The organism is Prosthecobacter sp. (assembly GCF_014879935.1).
Taxonomy (GTDB): domain Bacteria; phylum Verrucomicrobiota; class Verrucomicrobiia; order Verrucomicrobiales; family Verrucomicrobiaceae; genus Prosthecobacter.
The window spans coordinates 42778-62432 of record NZ_JACSRD010000191.1; the positions used below are offsets into that span (position 1 = coordinate 42778).

Here is a 19655-nt window from a genome sequence, read left to right on the forward strand (position 1 = left end):
CTGAGAACTGGTTTACTTGATCTCCTGCGCCCAGAAGATGTGCCAGTCGTCCAGGTTGTTCAGATCGACCGCGCCCGGGTTCACACTGCCGTCATCGGCGATGCCGTCGGCGTCGAGGATGCCTTTGCGCACATCATCCCCATGGATGTAGCCGGTGATGGACTGGTTGTGCTTGTAGATGTTGCCCTTCGTCAGGTTCACGCCGGGCTGCGCCTTGATCCAGCTCTCAAGCTGCGGGTAGCTCGGCTTCGTCGCGATGAAAGCCTTGAAGGTGTCGATGTTGATGCCCAGAGCATCGAGTGTCATCTGGTCATAGCCGCAGCCGATGCCGGGATAGTCGGAATGCAGCTTTCCGGCGGCAGCCAGCGAGGCTTTCTGCCACAGGCGGGGAAGATGAAGGACGCCAAGGGGGCCGGCGATGCCGGAGCTGATGAGAGGAACGATCTGGGCCATGTTCGAATGTGGGTTGGATGTGAGGATGAAAATCCGCCGGGGCGGACGCGGCCAAACTTTGACCAGTTCGCAACGCACCGGCAAGAACAAACGCCTCCGCGTTGTTACTCGATCCCCCGATTTCATGAAAAAAACCTCCCTCATCGCCCTCGCGGCGCTGCTGGCCCTGCCGTGTGCCGCCGCAGACAAGAAGTCCGCCAAAACGGAGCCGAAAGCCGCCCTCGAATTTCACCGCTGGTCCGGAGATCTGAACGTGCCCGATCCCGTCGCCGTCACCACGGATGAAAAGGGGCGCGTCTATGTCTCCGCCACCACGCGGCGCAAGGCCGCCGACCTCGACATCCGCGAACACCCGATGTGGATTCCCGACGATGTCTCGCTGACCAGCGTCGATGAAAAGGAGGCTTTCCTGAAACGCGAGCTGGCGCCCGGCAAACTCCGTCTGCCGCGAGGAGGCCTCAAAGACCACAACAAAGACGGTTCGATCGATTGGAAGGACCTCACCGTGCACAGCGAGCGCATCTACCAGCTTCGCGACACCGACAACGACGGCACTGCTGACAAGATGACGGTCTTCGCCGAGGGCTTTGACAGCGTCGTCACCGGCATCGCCGCGGGCATCCTGTATCACGACGGCTGGGTTTACGTCACCGTCGCGCCGGATCTCGTGCGCCTGCGTGATACGAATGACGATGGCATCGCCGATGAGCGTGAAATCGTCGCGCATGGCTTCGGCATGCACATCGCGTATGCCGGTCATGACATGCACGGCCCGCGCATCGGCCCGGACGGCCGCATCTACTGGAGCATCGGCGACAAAGGCGTGAATGTGACGAGCAAGGAAGGAAAACAGTGGTTTTACCCCCACGAGGGCTGCGTCATGCGCTGCGAGCCGGACGGTAGCGGATTCGAGGTCTTCGCCCACGGCCTGCGCAACATCCAGGAGATCGCCTTTGATGATTTCGGCAACATGTTCGGCGTGGACAACGACGCCGACATGCCCGGCGAACGCGAGCGCTTCGTTTACATCACTGAGCGCAGTGATTCCGGCTGGCGCTGCGGCCACCAGTATCAAAAATCCGACAGCCGCTGGATGCGCGATGGCATCTGGCAGGCCGCGCACCCGGGCCAGCCGCTTTTCATCACGCCACCGCTCGCGAATTACTCGAACGGACCCGCCGGATTCATCCACGAACCCGGCACCGCCCTCGGCGCTTCGCTGCGCGGTCATTTCATCCTCGATCAATTCCCCAGCGGCGTGATGACCGCGTTTCAGATCGTCCCCAGCGGCAGCACCTTCGCGATGAAGAACGAGCGCGTCATTCACAGCGGCGTCATGGGCATCGGTCTCGCGCTTCATCCCGAAGGATCGCTGCTCCTCGCCGATTGGGAGGGTGGCTACCCGCTTGATGAAAAAGGAGCGATCTGGTCCGCCGACGATCCTGCCGGCAAAGGCAGCACCGAACGCCTCGAAACGGCGAGACTCCTCGCCTCCCGCTCCTTCCAGCCATCCCATCTCTCCCATGCCGATCAACGCGTCCGCCAGCAGGCCCAGTTCGCCATGGTCAGCAGCGGCGATTTCGCCACGCTCGAAGCCATTGCGAAAGACGGCAAGGCCGCCCGCCTCGCCCGCGTGCATGCGATCTGGGGCCTCGGCCAGGGCCTGCGTGCGAAGAAGATCGAACCGGATGCTCTCGCATCGCTGCTGACCGGCAAAGATGCCGAAATCCTCGCGCAGGCCGCCAAAACGCTCAGCGATTCGCCTTCAGCCCGGCCACACGCCGCCAAAATCATCCCTCTGCTCTCCCATGCGTCACCTCACGTGCGCATTCACGCGGGCATCGCGCTGGGAAAGCTCGCGGAACCCGCCGCCGAGAAGGCGCTCTTCGCTTTCGCCGCCAAAGACGGCGCTGATGCCTTCCTGCGCCATGCCGCCGTCACCGGTCTCGCCGGCTGTGTGTCCGAATCCAGCCTGGCCGCACGCGCGAAAGACAAATCGAAGCTCGTCCGCCTTTGCAGCGTGCTCGCACTCGCACGCCAGCGTTCGCCCCTCGTCGCCGGATTTCTCATCGATCAGGATTCATCCATCGCCGATGAAGCCGAGCGTGCCATTCACGACGATGCGGGCATCCCCGGGGCACTCCCGGCTCTGATCCATCGCAACTCACGCCGCGGATTGAACGCCTGCCTTCGGGTCGGCACCGCTGAAGCCGCGCAGCAGGTGGTGCAGACGGCCTTGAAGCCCTCGCCGCTGCAGTCCGAGGCGCTCGACGCGATGCTTGCCTGGAACGAACCGCCGCGCCTCGACCGCATCGACGGCCATGCCCACACAATCGCCCCACGCGAGCCCCAAACGCTCGTGAGCGTGGTGCAACCGCACATCAACGCCCTGATGGCGCTTCAAGACGGCGGATTGAAAGCCAAGGCAGTCGAACTGCTGATGGGACTCCAGCTCCGTGTCGAGCCCGAGCTGCTGCTGCAAATCATCGCGGATGAGACGGCCCGCCACACTCTCCGCGCCGAGGCACTGAAGCTCATGGCCTCGCAGCATCCGAAGTCGCTCGAATTCAACACCGCGCTCGATCTCGCCCTTGCCAAGAAATCGCCCACCGAGCTGCGTTGCGAAGGCTTGCGGCAGGTTTTCGCCCATCAGCCCGCCAGCGCCGTCACCGAAGCCTCCAACGCCATCGATGAAGGCAGCACAGTCACCAAACAGCTCGCCTTTCATCTCCTGGCCGCCGCTGCGAATGCCTCCGCCGACGAAGTTCTCGCCAAGTGGCTCGACAAACTCGCCCAGAACAAGGCTCCCGCCGCCATCCAGCTCGACATTCTCGAAGCTGCCGCCAGCCGCGACCGTTTGAAAGACAAGGTCGCCGGGATCCAGACAAACAACACCGAGCTCCTCGAAGGTGGCGATGTGCCATCCGGCCGCGACATCGTCACCAATCATCTCGCAGCCAACTGCATCGCGTGCCACACCATCGAAGCCAAAGAAGGCAGCCAGGTCGGCCCCAACTTGAAAACCATCGGCAGCACCAAGGATCGCCAATACATCCTCGAGTCCCTCCTCAATCCCCTCGCCACCGTCGCCCCCGGCTACGGCCTCGTCACCCTCACCCTCAAAGACGGCAAAACCCTCTCCGCCATCCTCGACAAAGAAGACGCCAAGCAAATCCGCCTCAAACTTCCCGACGGAAAACTCCAAACCGTGCCGCTGAATCAAATCGCCTCCCGCACCCCGCCCATCAGCGTCATGCCCCCCATGCTCGGCATCCTCACGAAGACGGAGATCCGAGATGTCGTGGCCTATTTGGCGAGTTTGAAGGCGAAGAAGAAGTGAATGGAGATGAGTGGGCGATGGTATCCGTGCTCAAATTCACTGTTCAGCAGTTCCACGTCTCGCTGCGCCGCAGTCTGGCGGCAGGTGGGCTACCACCAAGTCGATACAGGTGCCGATGTCACCCTTACCGATGAGTTCTTCGTTCATAAGGGTGACTGAGAACTGGCCGGGGTCTGTTGGAGTGATGCATGGAACATCCCGGGTGAATGGATAGCCGGTGCAGCGACTGAAGCATAGCGTGAACAGGCTTGTGTATGGAAACAGTTTCCTGAGCCTTGGGTTCTCGGAGGTTCGCAAAACAGCCAGCCGCAATTGCTCGCTGTGGGACGTGTCTGAAAGCATTTGCCTCCATTTCCACTCAACCTCGTTTCCCGACTCAAAGGCAGCCGCTCTGGCCTCCGGCGTGACCCATGAAAACCTTTCGTGAATCACCTGGGTCAGCGGGCTCTCAGGAGACACCCAGAAATCGATCGCCGTGGCCGTTTCGATGAGATCTGGGCAGCTCCCGGCTGCGAGCGAAACCCGTGCGCCCAGGAACTCGGGGAGGAAAAGACGCTTTTCCGCGGCTACATACAGCTGAACAAAGCGCGATCCCGCCTCGACTCTGGCGTAAGAAAAAGGCATAACGGACACCTGTGAGTCGATGGACAGCGTTGACCCTGCCGATCGCAAAGCGTCCTGTAATGCGGCGGCGAGCGAACCGCAGGCCTGGATCTCTGGATACATCGGTTTCTTGCGATACCACTTCGAAATGAGCAAGACCGGGCTGAAGGCCAGCACCGCCCCGATAAGGACACTTCCATAGCCGCCGAAACGAAGAAAAGGGGCCAGCACGAACGGCCAGGTCAGGAAGGCAACCAGATAGAGCCACTGCCCCCAGCGGCCGACTCCTGCAAGCATGGCGAGCGCCGCCGAAAGCAAGCCAGTCCAAGCCAAAGCCGGATGCAGGATCGGTTTGTCATGCCCGAACAAGTCCATCGCGAGACTCAACCCACAAAGAGCAGACAGCCAGAGTCCTCCCACGCCTAGACAGACAAACCGCATGAGTTGTTTGGTGCCTTTCATGGTGTTCGCGAGTAATGGTCGTTGTTGAATTGCTGCTACTCAAGCTCCCTGACCGCATCTCTTGCACCGTGGAGGATTCGGATGATTTCCAAGGGATCGCTTCTCTTGAATACAATCAGGTAGTTCTTCCTGACGGTGTGAAACCAAAGATCATGCCGGGTCAGGTCTTTCCTGCGGTGACCGAGGTCCGGCATCTCCGACAACGCCTTGATCTCGTCACGAATGTCCTGCTCCAACTGATCTGCGGCCTCAGGATTGTGCTCAGCCACATAGATCCAGATGTCTTGCAGATCGTATTGAGCCGCACGGCTGAACAAGACGGCTTTCATGCCTTGGCACGCCAGTTCGCCTTGAATGCCTCCATGTCTGCCATGGACTCCGTACTCGTCAGGAAACGGCCCTCCACCATATCCTGAAGTCCTTCGTCGATCTTGGCTGACGCCGCCATCTTCCAGCGTTCTTGCTGCCGCATCAGCCCCAAAGACTCCTCCACGACCTCATCGGCGTTCTGATAGAGCCCTGTGGCGATTTTTTGCCGCACAAAGGATTCGAAAACAGCGGGAAGCGTCACAGTCATAAAGAAAGTCTGCCTTGCCGCCTGCAAACCGTCAACAAGTCTGTGACGGCCGATGCTCGGCATTCTCACGACACCGCAGATTCGTGACGCCGTGGCTTATCTCGCGAGCTTGAAAGGAAAGAGCAGCAAGAAGTGATCACATCGCCCCCGGTGGCGGCTCCTTCTCAGGCAACACGACCGCCTCCGCCGGAGCGGAGACTCCCTTCCCAAGACGGCCGCTGTAGAGATCGATCGCTCGTTTCGCGATGATGTCGATCACCGCAGGCTGCAGCGTCCGTGCGGCGACGTTGGAGACGGCCATGCCGGCCCACATCACGGGCGATTTGAAACGCAGCACCTGCCATACGGGCAGCAGGCGCTTGTACCATTTGTTCACCGTCAGCATCCGCTCATGCGTGGCGATCTTGTGCGTCATCTCCCAGGTCTTGATCGCCGTGCTGGCGCTGACATCCACCAATCGGCCGATGGAGCGAGTCTGCAAAAAATCGGCCACATCCATCGCCGCGAGGTGCACCGCACGCGAGAACTGGCTCAGGCCCGGCGCGAGCAGCGCCTCCGGCTTCCCCGGATGATAAATCGCCGCGATCTCCCGCACCAGCTTCGGCACCTCATCGACAAGCGGCGGCAGCCACTCAGGATTGAGGTTCTTCTGCCAGCGCAGGCGGTTCTTGCAGTCCTCCACCGCCTTTTTCGCCAGTTCGTCGGCCACGCCGCAGTCGGGAAACACATAACTCGCCAGCGCATGACGTGCCGCGCGCAAATCGGCAGCGAAACGCAGCGCCTTCCAGATCACAATCGTTGCCGCGCCGACCAGAACTCCGGCAAAAAACGTGAAAATATGGCCCCAAGGCATGGTCGTACCGGAAACCGTCCGCCTTGAAGTGTCAACACGGCGAAACTGGCAAGACAGCCAGCTTGCAGCCATGCAGCGGCACGCCATAGATGCGCCACTCGCAAACCATGTCCTCCATTTTCGAACTCTTCTCCCTCCAAGGCAAAACCGCTGTCGTGATCGGCGGCACCGGCGAACTCTGCGGCGCCATCGCCGAAGGCTATGCCTCCGCAGGGGCGGAAGTCGTGCTCGTCGGCCGTGACCAGACGAAGGCGGAGAAGCGTCTCGACGCCATTCATGCCGCCGGAGGACGCGCCTACTTCCTCCCCACCGACGCCAGCCGCAAAGCCGACCTGCAGATCCTGCTCGACCAGGTGCTGGAGCGGTCCGGCGGCTGCCACATTCTCGTGAACGGCGCTGGCGTGAACTCGCCCACACCCTTCCTCGACATTCCCGAAGAGGAATACGACCGCATCATGAACATCAACACGAAGGCGGTCTTCCTCGCCTGCCAGGTGTTCGGGAAATACTTCGTCGATCACAAAATCGCCGCCTCCATCGTCAATCTCGGCTCCATGTCCGGCTTGATCCCGCTCAGCCGCGTGTTCACCTACTCGATGAGCAAGGGCGCGGTGCACAACCTCAGCAAGAACCTCGCCCGCGAATGGGCGCCGCTCGGCATCCGCGTGAACACGCTCGTGCCCGGCTTCTTCCCCGCCGAGCAGAACAAAAAAGTGCTCACGCCCGACCGCGTCGCCAAAATCATGGGCCACACGCCGATGAACCGCTTTGGCGAAGCCAAGGAACTCGTCGCCGCCGCCCTCCTCCTCGCCGGCGCAGGCAGTTCCTTCATCACCGGCCATGAAATGGTCGTCGATGGCGGATATTCGTCGATGACGATTTAGTCCGTGGGCCGGATGTGTTTGGCGCAAGGACGTATCTCCAACACCTGAGAGTCCTTCGCCAAACTATCCGGCCACAGCGCGTGGCATTCCGCATCGGACGCGCATGGCCAAACCGCCGGATAGTTCGGTGTCCCCTTCATCGGCTGACGACATGTTTCCCGCCGAACACATCCGGCCTGCGCTAATTTCATCCGTGCCGATAAAAGCCCCGTAACCCTCCCGTATAGGCCAGTGGTAAGACCTCTAACCACATGGCTTTCTCTTCCATCAAACCGCAGCGCAGCCTCGTCGAGGAGGTGTGCCAGCGTATCGCCTCTGAAATTCGGGATGAGATCGCCGGAGGCGATGGCTGGCTGCCACCGGAGCGTGATCTGGCTCTGAAACTGGGCGTGAGCCGACCTGTGATCCGCGAGGCAACGAAACGGCTCGAACTCCAGGGCCTGCTGGAAGTCAGGCACGGCGTCGGGACAAAGGTCGTGGACAAGCTGCACAAGCCGCTGAACGGCTCGCTGGCCTTGCTGATCCCGGATGACAAGGAGCGCCTGCGCCAGCTCATGCAGGTTCGCTTCATGATCGAGCCGGAGAACGCGCGCCTGGCCGCCGTGCATGCCACGACGACGCAAATTCGCCAATTGAAGGCCGCGTTGAAGAAACTGGAGGAAGCAGATGCCTACGACGCCGCCGTGGACGCCGACATGGCCTTTCATCGCGAGCTTGCCATCGCCTCCGGGAATCAAATCGCCGCGCTGCTGCTGCATTCGCTCTCCGATTTGATGCAGATCGGCCTCACGCGTGGCTACAGCCGTGTATCGACCACGAATGCCGTGCGCGAGCATGCGGCGATCTTGACTGCGATTGAAAAACGCGATGCCGCCGCCGCCGCAAAGGCGATGCGCGAGCATCTGAGCACCGCTGAACTCGATCTGGCGCTGCCGAAGACAAAGAAAGCCCGCTGAACATGAGAACGAGCCTTCAACGCCTATTCGTCGCCCCCTCACCCCTGCCCTCTCCCCGAAGATATTCTTGGGAGATGACGACCATCTGCGGCGGGGAGAGGGAGATCACGTTCGAGCCACCGCAAAACGAAACTCTTCTCCCCGCCCCTGATGGCCATTTCAGCCCAGCCCGCTTCGGGGAGAGGTCGGGTGAGGGGCTGAAATCAAAGGCACTCATTCTCTCATCGCTTCTTCTCGCAACCACAGCATTCGCGGTCGAATCTGATGCCGCGAAGCTATTTCACGAGCAAGTAGCTCCAATCTTGGTGAAGAACTGCGTCGAGTGTCACAACGACGTGACGACGAAAGGCGGGCTGAACATGGAAACGCTCGAAACGACCCTGAAAGGCGGCGACAGCGGCGCGGCCCTCATTCCAGGCCAGGCGATGGAATCTCTTCTCCACACGATGATCGTGCCGGAATCTGCGGGCGAGAAGCCCGAGATGCCGAAGAAGAAGCCTGCACTGTCCGCCGCCGAGACTGATCTCATCAAACGCTGGATCGACTTGGGCGCGACGTGGCCGAAGGAAATCGTGCTGAAGGAGAAACCGAAGGGCGATGTGACGCACTGGGCCTTTCAGCCGCTGAAAGCTTCAAAGCACACCTCCATCGATGAATTCATCGTCGATAAGCTGAAGGAGAAGAGCTTGGCGCTGAATCCAGCCGCAGACGCGCGTACTTTCATCCGTCGCGCGAGCTTCGATTTGATCGGCCTGCCACCGACTCCCGAAGAAGTCACCGCGTTCGAGAAGGCGTTCGCCAAGGATCAAGCATCGAGCATCAAGCATCTCGTGAATCGCCTGCTAAGTTCGCCACGTTACGGCGAGCGCTGGGCGCGGCACTGGCTGGACGTGGTGCGCTTTGCGGAAAGCCATGGTTTTGAAATGAACCGCGCACGGCCGAACGCGTGGCCGTATCGCGATTATGTCATTCGTTCGCTCAATGAGGACAAGCCTTATGACCAGTTCGTGCGCGAGCAGGTCGCTGGAGATCAACTGGGCATGGACGAAGGCACGGGATTCCTCGTCGCAGGAGCGTGGGATCAGGTGAAGGGCCAGGATCCGGTGCTGCGGGCGAATCAACGGGCCGATGAGATGCACGACCTCGTGAGCACCACGGGCAGCACGTTCCTGGGCCTCACGGTGGGCTGTGCGCGTTGCCATGATCATAAATTCGATCCGGTGAGCCAGATCGATTACTACCGCATGCGTGGCATTTTCGAAGGTGTGCAGCACGCCGAGCGGGAACTGCGGCCAGCGGATGCGGAAGAGCGCCAGAAGAAGGCCGAAGGCCTTCGGAAGGAGATCGCGGCGATTGACGCGACACTGTCACGCTTCCAACCGAAGGCGCAGCTCACGAAACGTGTGCTGGTGGATGATGATCTGCCGCCACCGACGAAACCGGAGGCGATTGGTTGCGTGCAGATCGAGCAACCAGCGAATGGAAAGCCGATTGATTACTCGCCAGGCACGGAGGCTGGCCAACTGTCTGATCCGGGTGATTCAACCCGGCTGCCGAACCTCGGCGAGAGCTACCGCTACTGGAGCGCAAAGACCGATGAAGCGGGCAAAGACTTCTTCTCGTGGAATCCACGGGTGAGCGGCAAGCAACGCATCTGGCTCTCGTGGGGTGCCTGGACGACACATGCGCGGGATGCACGCTATATTCTCGATCTCGACGGCGATGCGAACACGAAGGACGATCAGAAGGAGATCGCCTCAGTGGATCAAAGCAAGTTTGCAGACGGCAGCGGCGCGATTCCACAGCAGAAGCGCTGGAGCGGCTTCAAATACGCGGGAACGCATTTGCTGACGAAGGATTCGATTCTCATCCTGCGCAGCGGCAAGCAAGGCGGCCCCACAGTGGCGGACGCGGTGCTATTTGAAGAAGCGGCGGATACGCAGCCTGCCTCCCAGCCGCATCTGCGTGCGCCGGTGACGCATCTGGCGAATCACGAGAGCTTTGATGCCGTGAAGGCGAAGTTTGTGCGCTTCACGATCAACGCGACGAACGGCGGGCAGCCGTGCATTGATGAGCTGGAGGTCTTTGCAGGCGGCAAGAACGTCGCGCTGGCGAAGAAACGAGCCAAGGTGACGGCTTCGGATGTTTTTGCCGATGGTGCGAACTTGATTCACCAGATCGCGCATGCCAATGACGGGCTGTATGGCAACGCAAAGAGCTGGATCGCGAAAGGAGCCAAGGGCTGGCTTCAAATCGAGCTGCCGCGTGAGGAGACGCTCAGCAGCGTGGTTTGGAGCCGGGATCGGAACGAGAAAGGCAAAGTGTATCAGGATCGTCTGGCGACTGATTATGTCGTCGAAACGTCGCTGGATGGAAAGGCGTGGAATGCGGTGGCTTCATCGGCCGACAGGCTGCCAGCGGAGTATCGCGACCGAATTCGTGACATTCCGACCTTGAGCGGCGTGTCGGGCGAAAATGCCGCCGAGGTGAAGAAACACAGCGAACGGCGGGCGACGCTGCAACGTGAGCTGAAGGAGCTGACGAGCTTTCCGATGGCCTACCTCGGCAAGTTTGAGCAACCAGGGCCAACCTTCCGCCTGCATCGCGGTGACCCGATGTCGCCGAAGGAAGAGATCTCGCCGGGTGGGCTGTCGCAGTTCGGTGCGAAGCTGGATCTGGCCAAAGACACGCCCGAATCGGAACGACGCGTGGCTTTGGCAAAATGGCTGGCCGATCCAAAGAATCCGCTCACGGCTCGTGTGATGGTGAACCGCCTGTGGCATTACCACTTCGGCACGGGGATCGTCGATACGCCGAGTGATCTTGGCTTCAACGGCGGCAAACCTTCGCATCCTGAGTTGCTGGACTGGCTGGCGGGGGAATTCATGAAGCGAGGCTGGAGTTTGAAGGAGATGCATCGGCTGATCATGAACTCGGCGGCGTATCGGCAGTCGAGCGACGCGAATGACGCGGCTTTGAAGGCCGATTCAGGCTCGCGGCTGTTGTGGCGCTTTCCAACGCATCGCATCGAAGCGGAGCCGCTGCGGGACACGATCCTGGCGGTGAGCGGCGTGCTCGATCTGACCATGGGCGGGCCGGGATTCGACTTGTTCGAGCCGAATGACAACTACGTGAAGGTGTACCAGTCGAAGCAGGAGTTTGGCCCCGACACGTTCCGGCGCATGATTTATCAGAGCAAGCCGCGGGTGCAGCTCGATGACACCTTCGGTGCGTTCGATGTGCCGGACGCGGGCCAGATCGCTCCGCGACGCACGTCGAGCACGACGCCGTTGCAGGCGCTGAATTTCCTCAACAGCACGTTTGCGATGCAGCAGGCCGGCTTGTTTGCCGCGAGGGTCGAAAAAGAGGCTGGCAAGGCGGCGGAGGTTCAGGTGAAGCGGGCGTTTCAACTGGCCTACCAGCGTGATCCGCGTGCGGATGAGCTCGATGCGTCCATGAAGCTGATTTCCGAGCACGGGCTGGCGATGTTTTGCCGGGCGCTGTTCAACACGAGCGAATTCATGACGATTTACTGATTCACGGCCATGCAAACGCACCTTCTCTCACGTCGAAACTTCCTGAACCACACGGTCAGCGGGCTGAGCAGCATCGCGTTGTCGTCGCTGCTGGCGAACAAAGGGCTGCTGGCGAATGAGCCGATCCGGCCGCTGATCGATCCGGCGCGTCCGTATGCGCCGAGACCGCCGCATTTTGTCCCGAAGGCGAAAAATGTGCTCATGATCTTTTGCTCGGGGGCGATCAGCCATGTGGACACGTTTGATTACAAGCCGGAGCTGGTGAAACGCCACGGCATGCCGCTGCCAGGCGCGGCGGATTTGATCACGTTCCAAGGGGCGCAGGGGAATCTGGTGAAGCCGCTGTGGGAGTTCAAGCCGCGTGGCCAAAGCGGGAAGATGATCAGCGATCTGGTGCCAAAGATCGCCGAGTTCGCGGACGACATGTGCTTCATCCACTCGATGACGGCGAAGTCGAACACGCACGGTCCGGCGGAAAACCAGATGAGCACGGGCTACATCCTCGACGGCTTCCCCGGCATCGGCTCCTGGGTGACGTATGCGCTGGGCTCGGAGTGCGACGACATGCCGGCCTTCGTGGCGATTCCCGATCCGCGTGGCGTGCCGCAGATCGGCTCACGGCACTGGAACTCGGCGTTTTTGCCAGCGGTGTTTCAGGGCACGGCCTTCAACGCGAGCAAACCAATCCCGAACCTGCTGCGGCCAATGACCGTGAGCGAGTCGGCGGATCGCGATACGCGGAAGCTGGTGAGCTTTTTGAATCAACGTCAGGCCGCGGAGCATCCGGCGGACAGTGATCTGGCGGCGCGGATCGCGTCTTATGAACTCGCGGCGCGGATGCAGATCGCGGCCTCCGAGGTCGGCAACATGGCAGGCGAGAGCAAGGCGACGCTGGATCTCTACGGCGTGAACGACAGCAACGAGAACAAGGCGGGGTTCGCGAAGAACTGCCTGCTGGCGCGGCGTTTGATCGAGCGCGGGGTGCGATTCGTGCAGCTTTTCAACGGCGCTTACGCCATGGGCGAAGGCGTGGGCAACTGGGACGGCCACAAGACGATCGAGAAACAGTATTCGGTGCATGGGCCGATCCTCGACCAGCCGGTGGCCGGGCTGCTGAAGGACCTGAAGGCTCGTGGACTGCTCCAGGACACACTGGTGGCTTTTGTGACCGAGTTTGGCCGCATGCCGACCTTCCAGAAGGGCGCGAACGGCCGCGATCACAATCCAAAGGGCTTCACCGTCTGGCTGGCCGGTGCTGGGGTGAAAAAAGGCTTCAGCTACGGGGCCACGGACGAATTTGGTTACCAGGCCGCTGAGAAGGTGGTGACCATTTACGACCTGCACGCCACGATCCTGCATTTGCTGGGCATCGACCACGAGCGACTGAGCTACTACAACAACGGCATCGAACGCCGGCTCACGGACGTGCATGGACATGTGATCCGGGAGGTGCTGGGGTGAAAATTCCGTTTGCTTTCCGTCCTGAAGTCTCCACCATGCGCGTCCCCAAAACCTGACCCCACACTGATCCGAATCATGGCCGTTGTCCTCCGTCTCCGCAAAGAAGGTGCCAAGCACCGTCCGGTGTTCCGTATTGTCGCCGCCGACAAGCGTTTCCCGAAGGAAGGCCGTTTCCTCGAAATCCTTGGCACTTATGACCCGCAGAAGGGCCTCAAGGGTGCGACGGTGAATCTGGATCGTGTGAATGCCTGGATCTCCCAAGGTGCGAAGCCTTCCGAAACGGTGGCCAGCATCATCAAGACCGCTTCCGTTTCGGCCTAAACCGCCATGGACGCGCCGGAAGCCCTCCGCGAGTTCCTTTCGTATGTGGTGGCGAACCTGATCGACCACCCGCAGCAGGCGACCATCGCCATCGGCACCAACGTGAACGGGGCCGTCACCTATCGGGTCCAACTGGCCCAGGAGGATGTGCGTCACGTGATTGGCAAAAACGGCATGACCGTGAGCGCCATCCGCTCCCTGCTCAACACGGCGGCAGCCAAGCACGGGATCAAAATCTCCCTGAAAGTGGGATCGGCGAAGGAAGAGGATGCCGAAGCGGCGTCTGGGCCCAGCAGTGATCCACCACCGGCTGCCGAGTAGTTCTTTCACCCGCATTTTCCGCCCGCCCACCAGCCCAAGGCGGCCGCTGTGACGCCCAGCACGACGCTGCCGATGGCATTCAGCAATGCGAGCCAGGAGTGTTGGTTGATCATGAGCAGCCATGAGTCGTTCATGAAGGTGGAAAAGGTCGTGTAGCCGCCCAGAACCCCGGTGGCCGCGAACAGCCAGGGACCGCTGCCTTTGTCCTTCATGGCAGGCAGGGCGAAGAGGAACCCGAGCAGGAAGCTGCCGAGAAGGTTCGCCGCCAGCACGCCCCACGGGAAGACCGACTTCGGCAGCAGTCGCGCCACGCCGATGACCGTCAGGTAACGCAGCACCGAGCCGATGCCGCCGCCGAGGAAGACGAAAAGAAGGTTGCGCATGGTTTCAGGAGACTGTTTCGGCCGAAGGCAGGCTGCCAGATTCGTCCGCGACTGAGGGGAGGAGCTTCGCGATCTTCAGATGGGGGAACTGTGGCAGAATCTGCGATTCCAGGGCCTCCAGAAACTCCCATGCCATCGACTGGCTCATGCCGTCATCCGTGAGGAGCCACCGGGAGGCGGGCCAGCCGCGATTCATAACCAGCCGGACCTGAAAACCGCCACGTCTCGTGCCGACGCCGATTTGTGCCACCTCCAGCCAGGAAAAACACGCCGTGCCATAACGCACACCGTCCTCCCCGATGGTCAGTTTTCGCGTGTGCCCCGTGAGGAAGGCGAAAAACCAAGTGGAACCGAGGTAAAACAGGACACAGGCGGCCGCGACAATGCCGGCGGCAGTTTGTTTGTCCGAGGTGGTGATGTCATCCTTGCCCGCCCACTGCATGAACAACCACAGAAGGATGACGCATGCCGAGCAGGTCATCACGAACCCGAGCACGCCGCGTGCAGGCTTGCACGTGAGACTGGCCGAGAGAACGGTGCCCGGACGCCGCGTGCTCGTCAGCATGGCGCCGCCTCCTTGATCCTGGCACCTCCGACCGTTTGCGGGGCGATGCGTGCGCGCCAGATGTAGCGCTGGAAGAGCACCTTCACCGAGGCGGTGAGCGGCACGGCGAGGATGGCGCCGAGCAGACCGCCGAGGAGCAGGCCCCAGACGAGCACAGAGGCGATCACCGTCAGCGGATGCAGCCCCACAGCTTCACCCACAATGCGTGGGGTGATGAAAAGGGCATCGATCTGCTGCACCAGGACAAAAACGCCGGTGACGACGAGCGGCATGGCCCACCAGGGATCTCCAGGCACCAGGGCGCTACCCCCTTGAACAGCGCCGATGATCACGGCCGGAATCCAGCACAAGGCGATGCCCAGGTAGGGAATGATGCCCGCAACACAAAGAGCCAGCCCGATGAGCAGCCCGAAATCGAGCCCCACGATGCCCAGGCCGATGCCGGTGGCGATGCCGTTGATGACGCTGACAAAAAGCTGCCCGCGGAAGAAAGCGATCAGGTAGGTGTTGATCTCACTGAGGCAACTGACCACCTCATCTTTGAACGCGGAGGCACGCAGCGGAAGATAATCCGACCACGACTCCTGGATCCGGGCGCTCTCGATCAGGAAGTAATAGAGATAAAGCGGCACGATGATGAAGGAGAGCAGGAAGCCGAAGACGCCCAGGAAGCCGCCCACGCCGGATCTCACGAACGCCCACACCATGCCAGGAATCTTGGGCAGAGTCGTCTGCACCCAGTCGCCGCTCAAAAATCCCTGCAGGTCGAAATCGAGCTCGTCGGTGGCTTCGTCCTCAGTCTGAACGGATGCCGGAGGCGCTGCCGTGACTGTCGTTGTCGGAGGTGTTGTCGCAGACGCAGTTGCGGGCGTCGTCGCAGGCGTGTGCGGAATCAGAGTTATACCATGCTCCTTTTCCATCCGACTGGAGAAGTCGATCACGGACTGCCGAACCTTGGAGTAATAGACCGGCACGCGTTCAGCCAGATGAGCCGCGGGATCTCCGAGTTTCACCACCATCCACCAGCCCAGACCTCCTATCGCCAGGGTGAAGACGGCGAAAGTGAGCAGCACGGCACGGTGGCGGTTCAACCCACGGCGCTCCAGCCACTCGACCCCCGGCTCCAGCAGATACGCCAGCACGCCCGCCACGGCGAAAGGCACCAGGATGGGTTGCAAAAATGCCATGACCTTCGTGAGCAGGAAAATCAAGCCCACCGCCAGGGCTCCGATGACCGTGATCGACAACGCGGTCACGGCAGTCCACATCGCGTTGCGCTGGAAGGCTGTCGGAAGATTTTTCATCGTGGGAAAGTGACGAACGGCGCGCATCGTAGCGGCTGCCGTGCTTTTGGGAACTCCAAATCGATGCGCAGATTAGACGCAGCCGTTTCATGACGTTTATGACCGCCCTGTCATGCCCAAGCCACCCCAACCTCAACCCGTCAACCCTGCTGAACTGCCACAACTCGCGCGCGCCACGATGGCCGCCGCGAAGTTTCCGATGCTCGCCACCGTGGATGGCGACCAGCCGCGAGTGCGCCCGGTTTCTCCGGTGAAAACCGAGGGCTTCGTCGTGTATGTGGCCAATTTACGCCGCTACGGAAAAACCAGGGAACTGGAGACCAACCCCAAGGCCGAGCTTTGCTACGCGGACGAGCATCATCACCAGGTGCGCATCACCGCGCGTGCCGAGATCGTCACGGATCGTGGAGTGCTGGAGGAGTTGTGGGCTGCGAACGCCCTGCTACGCGCCTACCTGGGCAGCGTGGATAATCCCGAACTCATCATCTACCGCTTCGTTCCGACCCGCGTGCGCTACATGCGTGAGTGGGCACTGGAATACTTCGACGTACCAATCTGACGGCGCGATTCTGCTGAACCTCTGCCAGTCGACACTTGCCATTGCGCGCTCTTTTTCGTAAAGGGAAACCCGCATGGCTGACGACACTATTCCTTCCTCACCGACGCCGGACACACCACCCCCGCGCACCACGGGCGGGAACTGGCGCTGGGAGCCGCCCTCCCCGGAGGAATTGCAGGCCCTTTTGCCGGGCTACACGATTGAGAAACTTCTCGGTCGTGGTGGCATGGGTGCGGTCTATCGCGGCATCCAGACCAATCTCGACCGGCCCGTCGCCATCAAGATCCTTCCGCCCGGCGTGGAAAAGGAGGATCCCAGCTTCGCCGAGCGCTTCAAGAACGAGGCGAAGCTCATGGCCAAGCTCATGCACCCTGGCGTCGTCGCCGTCTTTGACTTTGGCAAGACCAGCGCCGGGCAGCTCTTCTTCGTCATGGAGTATGTCGATGGCAGCGACGTGCACCAGATGATCACCGCGCAGGGGAAACTGCCGCCGGAGCACGCGCTGGCCGTCACCGCCCATGTGTGCGATGCGCTCCAGGCCGCGCATGAGCTGGGCATCGTCCATCGCGACATCAAGCCCGCCAACGTGCTCATCAACATGAAGGGCCAGGTGAAGGTCGCCGACTTCGGTCTCGCGAAGATCGATGATCCCGGCCAGCACGGCATGACGAAGACTGGCTACACCATGGGCACGCCGGATTTTGTGGCCCCGGAGGCGCTCATGCTTGGCACCGCCATGGATGGTCGCGCAGATTTGTATGCCGTGGGCGTGATGCTCTACCAGATGCTCACGGGAAACATCCCACGCGGCGCGTTCAAGCCCGCCTCCGTGCTCGTGCCCGGTCTCGACCCGCGCTTTGATCCGATCATCCTCAAGGCCATGCAGCACGACCGTGCCGAGCGGCATCAAAGCGCCGCCGAGCTGCGGTGTGAGCTGGATGTGATCCTGACCGTGCCCTTGGTGCAGAACAATGCCCCTGCGAGCGCGGCCATCCCAGTCGCCCAAGTGGCGGAGACCCCCGGCCAGCGCAGCGTGGCGCAGAAACCCACCGGCAAACCGCCGCAGCCAAGAAGTGATGCGGGCACTCCTGCCCGCAACAGCGCTCCTCCTGCGGGCAAGAGTGCCCGCACCACTCCGGAGCCGTCTGCGAAGAGCAAGACGCCGCTCTTCATCGGCCTCGCCGCTGCTGCTGCCATCGGCATCGGCGCGTTCGTGATGCTGGGCGGCCAAAAAGAGCCAAGCAAAGTAGCAGCGCCCCCAGCCGCCACCAAGAGCCTCCCCAAGCCAACGAAACCCGAAGTTGGAGTCCAGGCATCAGCCGCCACTGTGAAGCCCGAACAACCTGCTCCCGCGGCAACCAGTTCCAAGTCTTCCGAGCCACAGTTTCCTGTGGGGAAATGGGTGAAGGTGTTCACCAAGGCCGAGGACTTACCAGAGGAACTGCGCCAGGCGGGCGTGAAATTTGAGAATGGTTGGATTCGCTTGGGTGGTGTGAAAAGGTATTTTCGCCTACCATCGGTTCTCGCGGGTAACTACGGAATCCGCCTCAGCCTCATCAGGCAGGCTGAAGTCAATGATCAAACGCGAGGTCCGGCTGGGATCAGTGTTCGACTTCAACCGGGTGAATCGAATGGATACAACGCACTTCTTACAACGACGTCTTTCGTCTGCAACCGACGCGAGCAGGGCAAGGACACCAAGCTTTTGTCAGTCCTCTGCCCAATCATACCCAAGACCGGCGACGAAGGAACGCTGGAACTTTCTGCAGTTGGCTCGCGTCTGATCGGGCGGGTTGGAACAGAGTTTGTGACAAACACCACCGATGCGCGATGGGCACGAGGCAGTGGCATGATCAGCGGCAGTGAAGACATCCGCGACATCGAAGTCATCAATCTCGACGGCCTCAGCGAGGCCGAGGCGCTCAAGATTCTCGGCGTGGATGAGAAGGGCAATGACCTGCGAGGGGCGAGCCTGGCAGGTAGGGCGGCTGGTCCTCCAGCCGCCGCGACGGGTTTTGCGTCCACGAATACCTCGACATCACCCGCCCCAGCGAACGCGGCGCTTGGAGGACCAAGCGCCCTACCCGGCAGCGGTTCACCCGCCGCTCCGATCTCAAATTCCAAATCCATCATCTCTAATGCATCCCCAGCCGCCTTCCCACCCGGCCAGTGGGTGAAGCTGTTCACCAAGTTCGAGGACTTGCCGGAGAACCTGCGTCAGCCGAATAGCGGGCTGAAGTGGGAGGATGGGTGGATTCGATTCCCGACCGGCAAATCCCACCGGATTTATGCCGCGAACGGGCTCACCAACTATGGCATTCGAGCCAGGTTCTTGCGGCCAATCGATGCAAACCGAACCTCGGTTTTAATGATCCGCGCACGTCATCTGCCTGAAATCGCAGGTTATCTGCTCAGCCCATTAAGTGGTCAGCTTTATGCGGCGTTGCGTTTGGAAGGCGAAACTAGCCAGCCAAAGAGATTTTGGACGACTTCATCCCCTGCCATCTCTTGGCCGCAAAAAGGCGAGGAGTACAATCTCGAATGGTGCTGTGTGGGTAACAAGCTGATTACACGCCTCGACGAGCAGTTCGTAAAAGTCGCCACCGACGATACCTACCCGTCCGGCCCCGGGTATGTCACTGGCAACACAGACCTCCGCGACATCGAAGTCATCAACCTCGATGGCATTCCCGAGGCCGAAGCCCTGCGCCTCCTCGGCGTCGATGAAAAAGGCAACGACCTCCGCGCCCTCGCCGCGAAGCAGGAGGAGGCGAAAAAGGCCCAGGCCGCCCAAACCAGTGCCATCGACGCCATCCCGGAGTTGAAGACGCTGCACGAGCAGCTCACGAAACTCACTGCCGAGCGCGTCACCGCGCCGTTTGAGGCCGATGTGGCGAAACTGAACACCGGCTACCTCGGCGGCCTCGACCGTAAGATTGGTGAAATGAAGCAGAAGGGCGATCTCGATGCCGTCCTGGCGCTGGAGGAGGAAAAGAGGCTCATCAACGTAGGACGAGTTTTCAACTCGTCGGGTGCCGGGGAGAACGAGTTGAAAACTCGCTCTACGTCCATGCCCA

The 19655-nt window shown here is 61.0% G+C and carries 17 protein-coding genes; 9 read left to right on the top strand and 8 right to left on the bottom strand.

Annotated features, from left to right (window positions below; translation table 11 throughout):
* Window positions 1–12: 12 nt before the first annotated feature.
* Entirely contained in the window at window positions 13–453 is a 441-nt protein-coding gene (locus IAE77_RS20990) for a DUF5069 domain-containing protein (protein ID WP_294231025.1), read from the bottom strand.
* Between the two features lie 124 nt (window positions 454–577).
* Between IAE77_RS20990 and IAE77_RS20995 the strand changes: the two genes are divergently transcribed.
* Window positions 578–3793, top strand: coding sequence for a PVC-type heme-binding CxxCH protein (locus tag IAE77_RS20995; RefSeq protein WP_294231027.1), 3216 nt, complete (start codon window positions 578–580; stop codon window positions 3791–3793).
* A gap of 36 nt (window positions 3794–3829) precedes the next feature.
* Here the strand turns inward: IAE77_RS20995 and IAE77_RS21000 are convergent, their stop codons facing one another.
* From IAE77_RS21000 to IAE77_RS21015, 4 genes are all read right to left on the bottom strand, one after another.
* Window positions 3830–4858: a DUF6193 family natural product biosynthesis protein gene (locus IAE77_RS21000; protein WP_294231030.1), complete on the bottom strand. Its 1029-nt coding sequence runs from the start codon at window positions 4856–4858 to the stop codon at window positions 3830–3832.
* A 35-nt stretch (window positions 4859–4893) separates the two neighbouring features.
* Complete coding sequence (locus tag IAE77_RS21005) at window positions 4894–5187, bottom strand: type II toxin-antitoxin system RelE/ParE family toxin (protein WP_294231031.1); 294 nt, start codon at window positions 5185–5187, stop codon at window positions 4894–4896.
* Window positions 5184–5498, bottom strand: a complete 315-nt coding sequence (locus IAE77_RS21010; RefSeq protein ID WP_294231034.1) for a type II toxin-antitoxin system ParD family antitoxin — start codon at window positions 5496–5498, stop codon at window positions 5184–5186. The genes IAE77_RS21005 and IAE77_RS21010 overlap by 4 nt, the downstream gene beginning before the upstream one ends.
* Before the next feature lie 73 nt (window positions 5499–5571).
* Window positions 5572–6288: a hypothetical protein gene (locus IAE77_RS21015; protein ID WP_294231036.1), complete on the bottom strand. Its 717-nt coding sequence runs from the start codon at window positions 6286–6288 to the stop codon at window positions 5572–5574.
* A gap of 107 nt (window positions 6289–6395) precedes the next feature.
* Between IAE77_RS21015 and IAE77_RS21020 the strand changes: the two genes are divergently transcribed.
* The 6 genes from IAE77_RS21020 to IAE77_RS21045 all read left to right on the top strand — a co-directional run bounded on the left by IAE77_RS21020 (window position 6396) and on the right by IAE77_RS21045 (window position 13767).
* Complete coding sequence (locus IAE77_RS21020) at window positions 6396–7172, top strand: SDR family oxidoreductase (RefSeq protein ID WP_294231038.1); 777 nt, start codon at window positions 6396–6398, stop codon at window positions 7170–7172.
* Between the two features lie 251 nt (window positions 7173–7423).
* Window positions 7424–8128, top strand: a complete 705-nt coding sequence (locus tag IAE77_RS21025; protein WP_294231040.1) for a FadR/GntR family transcriptional regulator — start codon at window positions 7424–7426, stop codon at window positions 8126–8128.
* 305 nt (window positions 8129–8433) lie between these two features.
* Window positions 8434–11664: a DUF1553 domain-containing protein gene (locus IAE77_RS21030; RefSeq protein ID WP_294231060.1), complete on the top strand. Its 3231-nt coding sequence runs from the start codon at window positions 8434–8436 to the stop codon at window positions 11662–11664.
* Between the two features lie 9 nt (window positions 11665–11673).
* On the top strand, window positions 11674–13125 hold the full coding sequence (locus IAE77_RS21035) for a DUF1501 domain-containing protein (RefSeq protein WP_294231042.1): 1452 nt from the start codon (window positions 11674–11676) through the stop codon (window positions 13123–13125).
* A gap of 75 nt (window positions 13126–13200) precedes the next feature.
* Complete coding sequence (rpsP, locus tag IAE77_RS21040; protein WP_294231044.1) at window positions 13201–13446, top strand: 30S ribosomal protein S16; 246 nt, start codon at window positions 13201–13203, stop codon at window positions 13444–13446.
* A 6-nt stretch (window positions 13447–13452) separates the two neighbouring features.
* A complete protein-coding gene (locus tag IAE77_RS21045) occupies window positions 13453–13767 on the top strand; it encodes a KH domain-containing protein (protein WP_294231047.1) in 315 nt (104 codons plus the stop codon).
* Window positions 13768–13772: 5 nt separating this feature from the next.
* Here IAE77_RS21045 and crcB read toward each other — a convergent pair whose 3' ends face one another.
* From crcB to IAE77_RS21060, 3 genes are read right to left on the bottom strand one after another with little or no spacing between them, the layout of a single operon-like run.
* On the bottom strand, window positions 13773–14150 hold the full coding sequence (crcB, locus tag IAE77_RS21050) for a fluoride efflux transporter CrcB (RefSeq protein WP_294231049.1): 378 nt from the start codon (window positions 14148–14150) through the stop codon (window positions 13773–13775).
* Window positions 14151–14154: 4 nt separating this feature from the next.
* Window positions 14155–14715, bottom strand: a complete 561-nt coding sequence (locus tag IAE77_RS21055; protein WP_294231052.1) for a hypothetical protein — start codon at window positions 14713–14715, stop codon at window positions 14155–14157.
* Window positions 14709–16019, bottom strand: coding sequence for an AI-2E family transporter (locus IAE77_RS21060; protein ID WP_294231054.1), 1311 nt, complete (start codon window positions 16017–16019; stop codon window positions 14709–14711). Before IAE77_RS21060 ends, IAE77_RS21055 begins: the two co-directional genes overlap by 7 nt.
* Before the next feature lie 112 nt (window positions 16020–16131).
* Between IAE77_RS21060 and IAE77_RS21065 the strand changes: the two genes are divergently transcribed.
* Both IAE77_RS21065 and IAE77_RS21070 read left to right on the top strand, forming a co-directional pair.
* Window positions 16132–16578 (top strand): pyridoxamine 5'-phosphate oxidase family protein, encoded by a 447-nt coding sequence (locus IAE77_RS21065; RefSeq protein ID WP_294231056.1) that lies wholly within the window; start codon window positions 16132–16134, stop codon window positions 16576–16578.
* A 73-nt stretch (window positions 16579–16651) separates the two neighbouring features.
* On the top strand, window positions 16652–19655 hold a 3004-nt coding region (locus IAE77_RS21070; RefSeq protein ID WP_294231058.1), incomplete at its 3' end, for a serine/threonine protein kinase.

What these genes read in the sequence shown, in the direction of transcription:
- IAE77_RS21020 (WP_294231038.1), top strand. Translation starts at nt 6,396, where the DNA reads ATGTCCTCCATTTTCGAACTCTTCTCCCTCCAAGGCAAAACCGCTGTC.
- IAE77_RS21015 (WP_294231036.1), bottom strand. Translation starts at nt 6,288, where the DNA reads ATGCCTTGGGGCCATATTTTCACGTTTTTTGCCGGAGTTCTGGTCGGC.
- IAE77_RS21005 (WP_294231031.1), bottom strand. Translation starts at nt 5,187, where the DNA reads ATGAAAGCCGTCTTGTTCAGCCGTGCGGCTCAATACGATCTGCAAGAC.
- IAE77_RS20995 (WP_294231027.1), top strand. Translation starts at nt 578, where the DNA reads ATGAAAAAAACCTCCCTCATCGCCCTCGCGGCGCTGCTGGCCCTGCCG.
- crcB (WP_294231049.1), bottom strand. Translation starts at nt 14,150, where the DNA reads ATGCGCAACCTTCTTTTCGTCTTCCTCGGCGGCGGCATCGGCTCGGTG.
- IAE77_RS21065 (WP_294231056.1), top strand. Translation starts at nt 16,132, where the DNA reads ATGCCCAAGCCACCCCAACCTCAACCCGTCAACCCTGCTGAACTGCCA.
- IAE77_RS21000 (WP_294231030.1), bottom strand. Translation starts at nt 4,858, where the DNA reads ATGAAAGGCACCAAACAACTCATGCGGTTTGTCTGTCTAGGCGTGGGA.
- IAE77_RS21060 (WP_294231054.1), bottom strand. Translation starts at nt 16,019, where the DNA reads ATGAAAAATCTTCCGACAGCCTTCCAGCGCAACGCGATGTGGACTGCC.
- IAE77_RS21045 (WP_294231047.1), top strand. Translation starts at nt 13,453, where the DNA reads ATGGACGCGCCGGAAGCCCTCCGCGAGTTCCTTTCGTATGTGGTGGCG.
- rpsP (WP_294231044.1), top strand. Translation starts at nt 13,201, where the DNA reads ATGGCCGTTGTCCTCCGTCTCCGCAAAGAAGGTGCCAAGCACCGTCCG.
- IAE77_RS20990 (WP_294231025.1), bottom strand. Translation starts at nt 453, where the DNA reads ATGGCCCAGATCGTTCCTCTCATCAGCTCCGGCATCGCCGGCCCCCTT.
- IAE77_RS21035 (WP_294231042.1), top strand. Translation starts at nt 11,674, where the DNA reads ATGCAAACGCACCTTCTCTCACGTCGAAACTTCCTGAACCACACGGTC.
- IAE77_RS21010 (WP_294231034.1), bottom strand. Translation starts at nt 5,498, where the DNA reads ATGCCGAGCATCGGCCGTCACAGACTTGTTGACGGTTTGCAGGCGGCA.
- IAE77_RS21025 (WP_294231040.1), top strand. Translation starts at nt 7,424, where the DNA reads ATGGCTTTCTCTTCCATCAAACCGCAGCGCAGCCTCGTCGAGGAGGTG.
- IAE77_RS21055 (WP_294231052.1), bottom strand. Translation starts at nt 14,715, where the DNA reads ATGCTGACGAGCACGCGGCGTCCGGGCACCGTTCTCTCGGCCAGTCTC.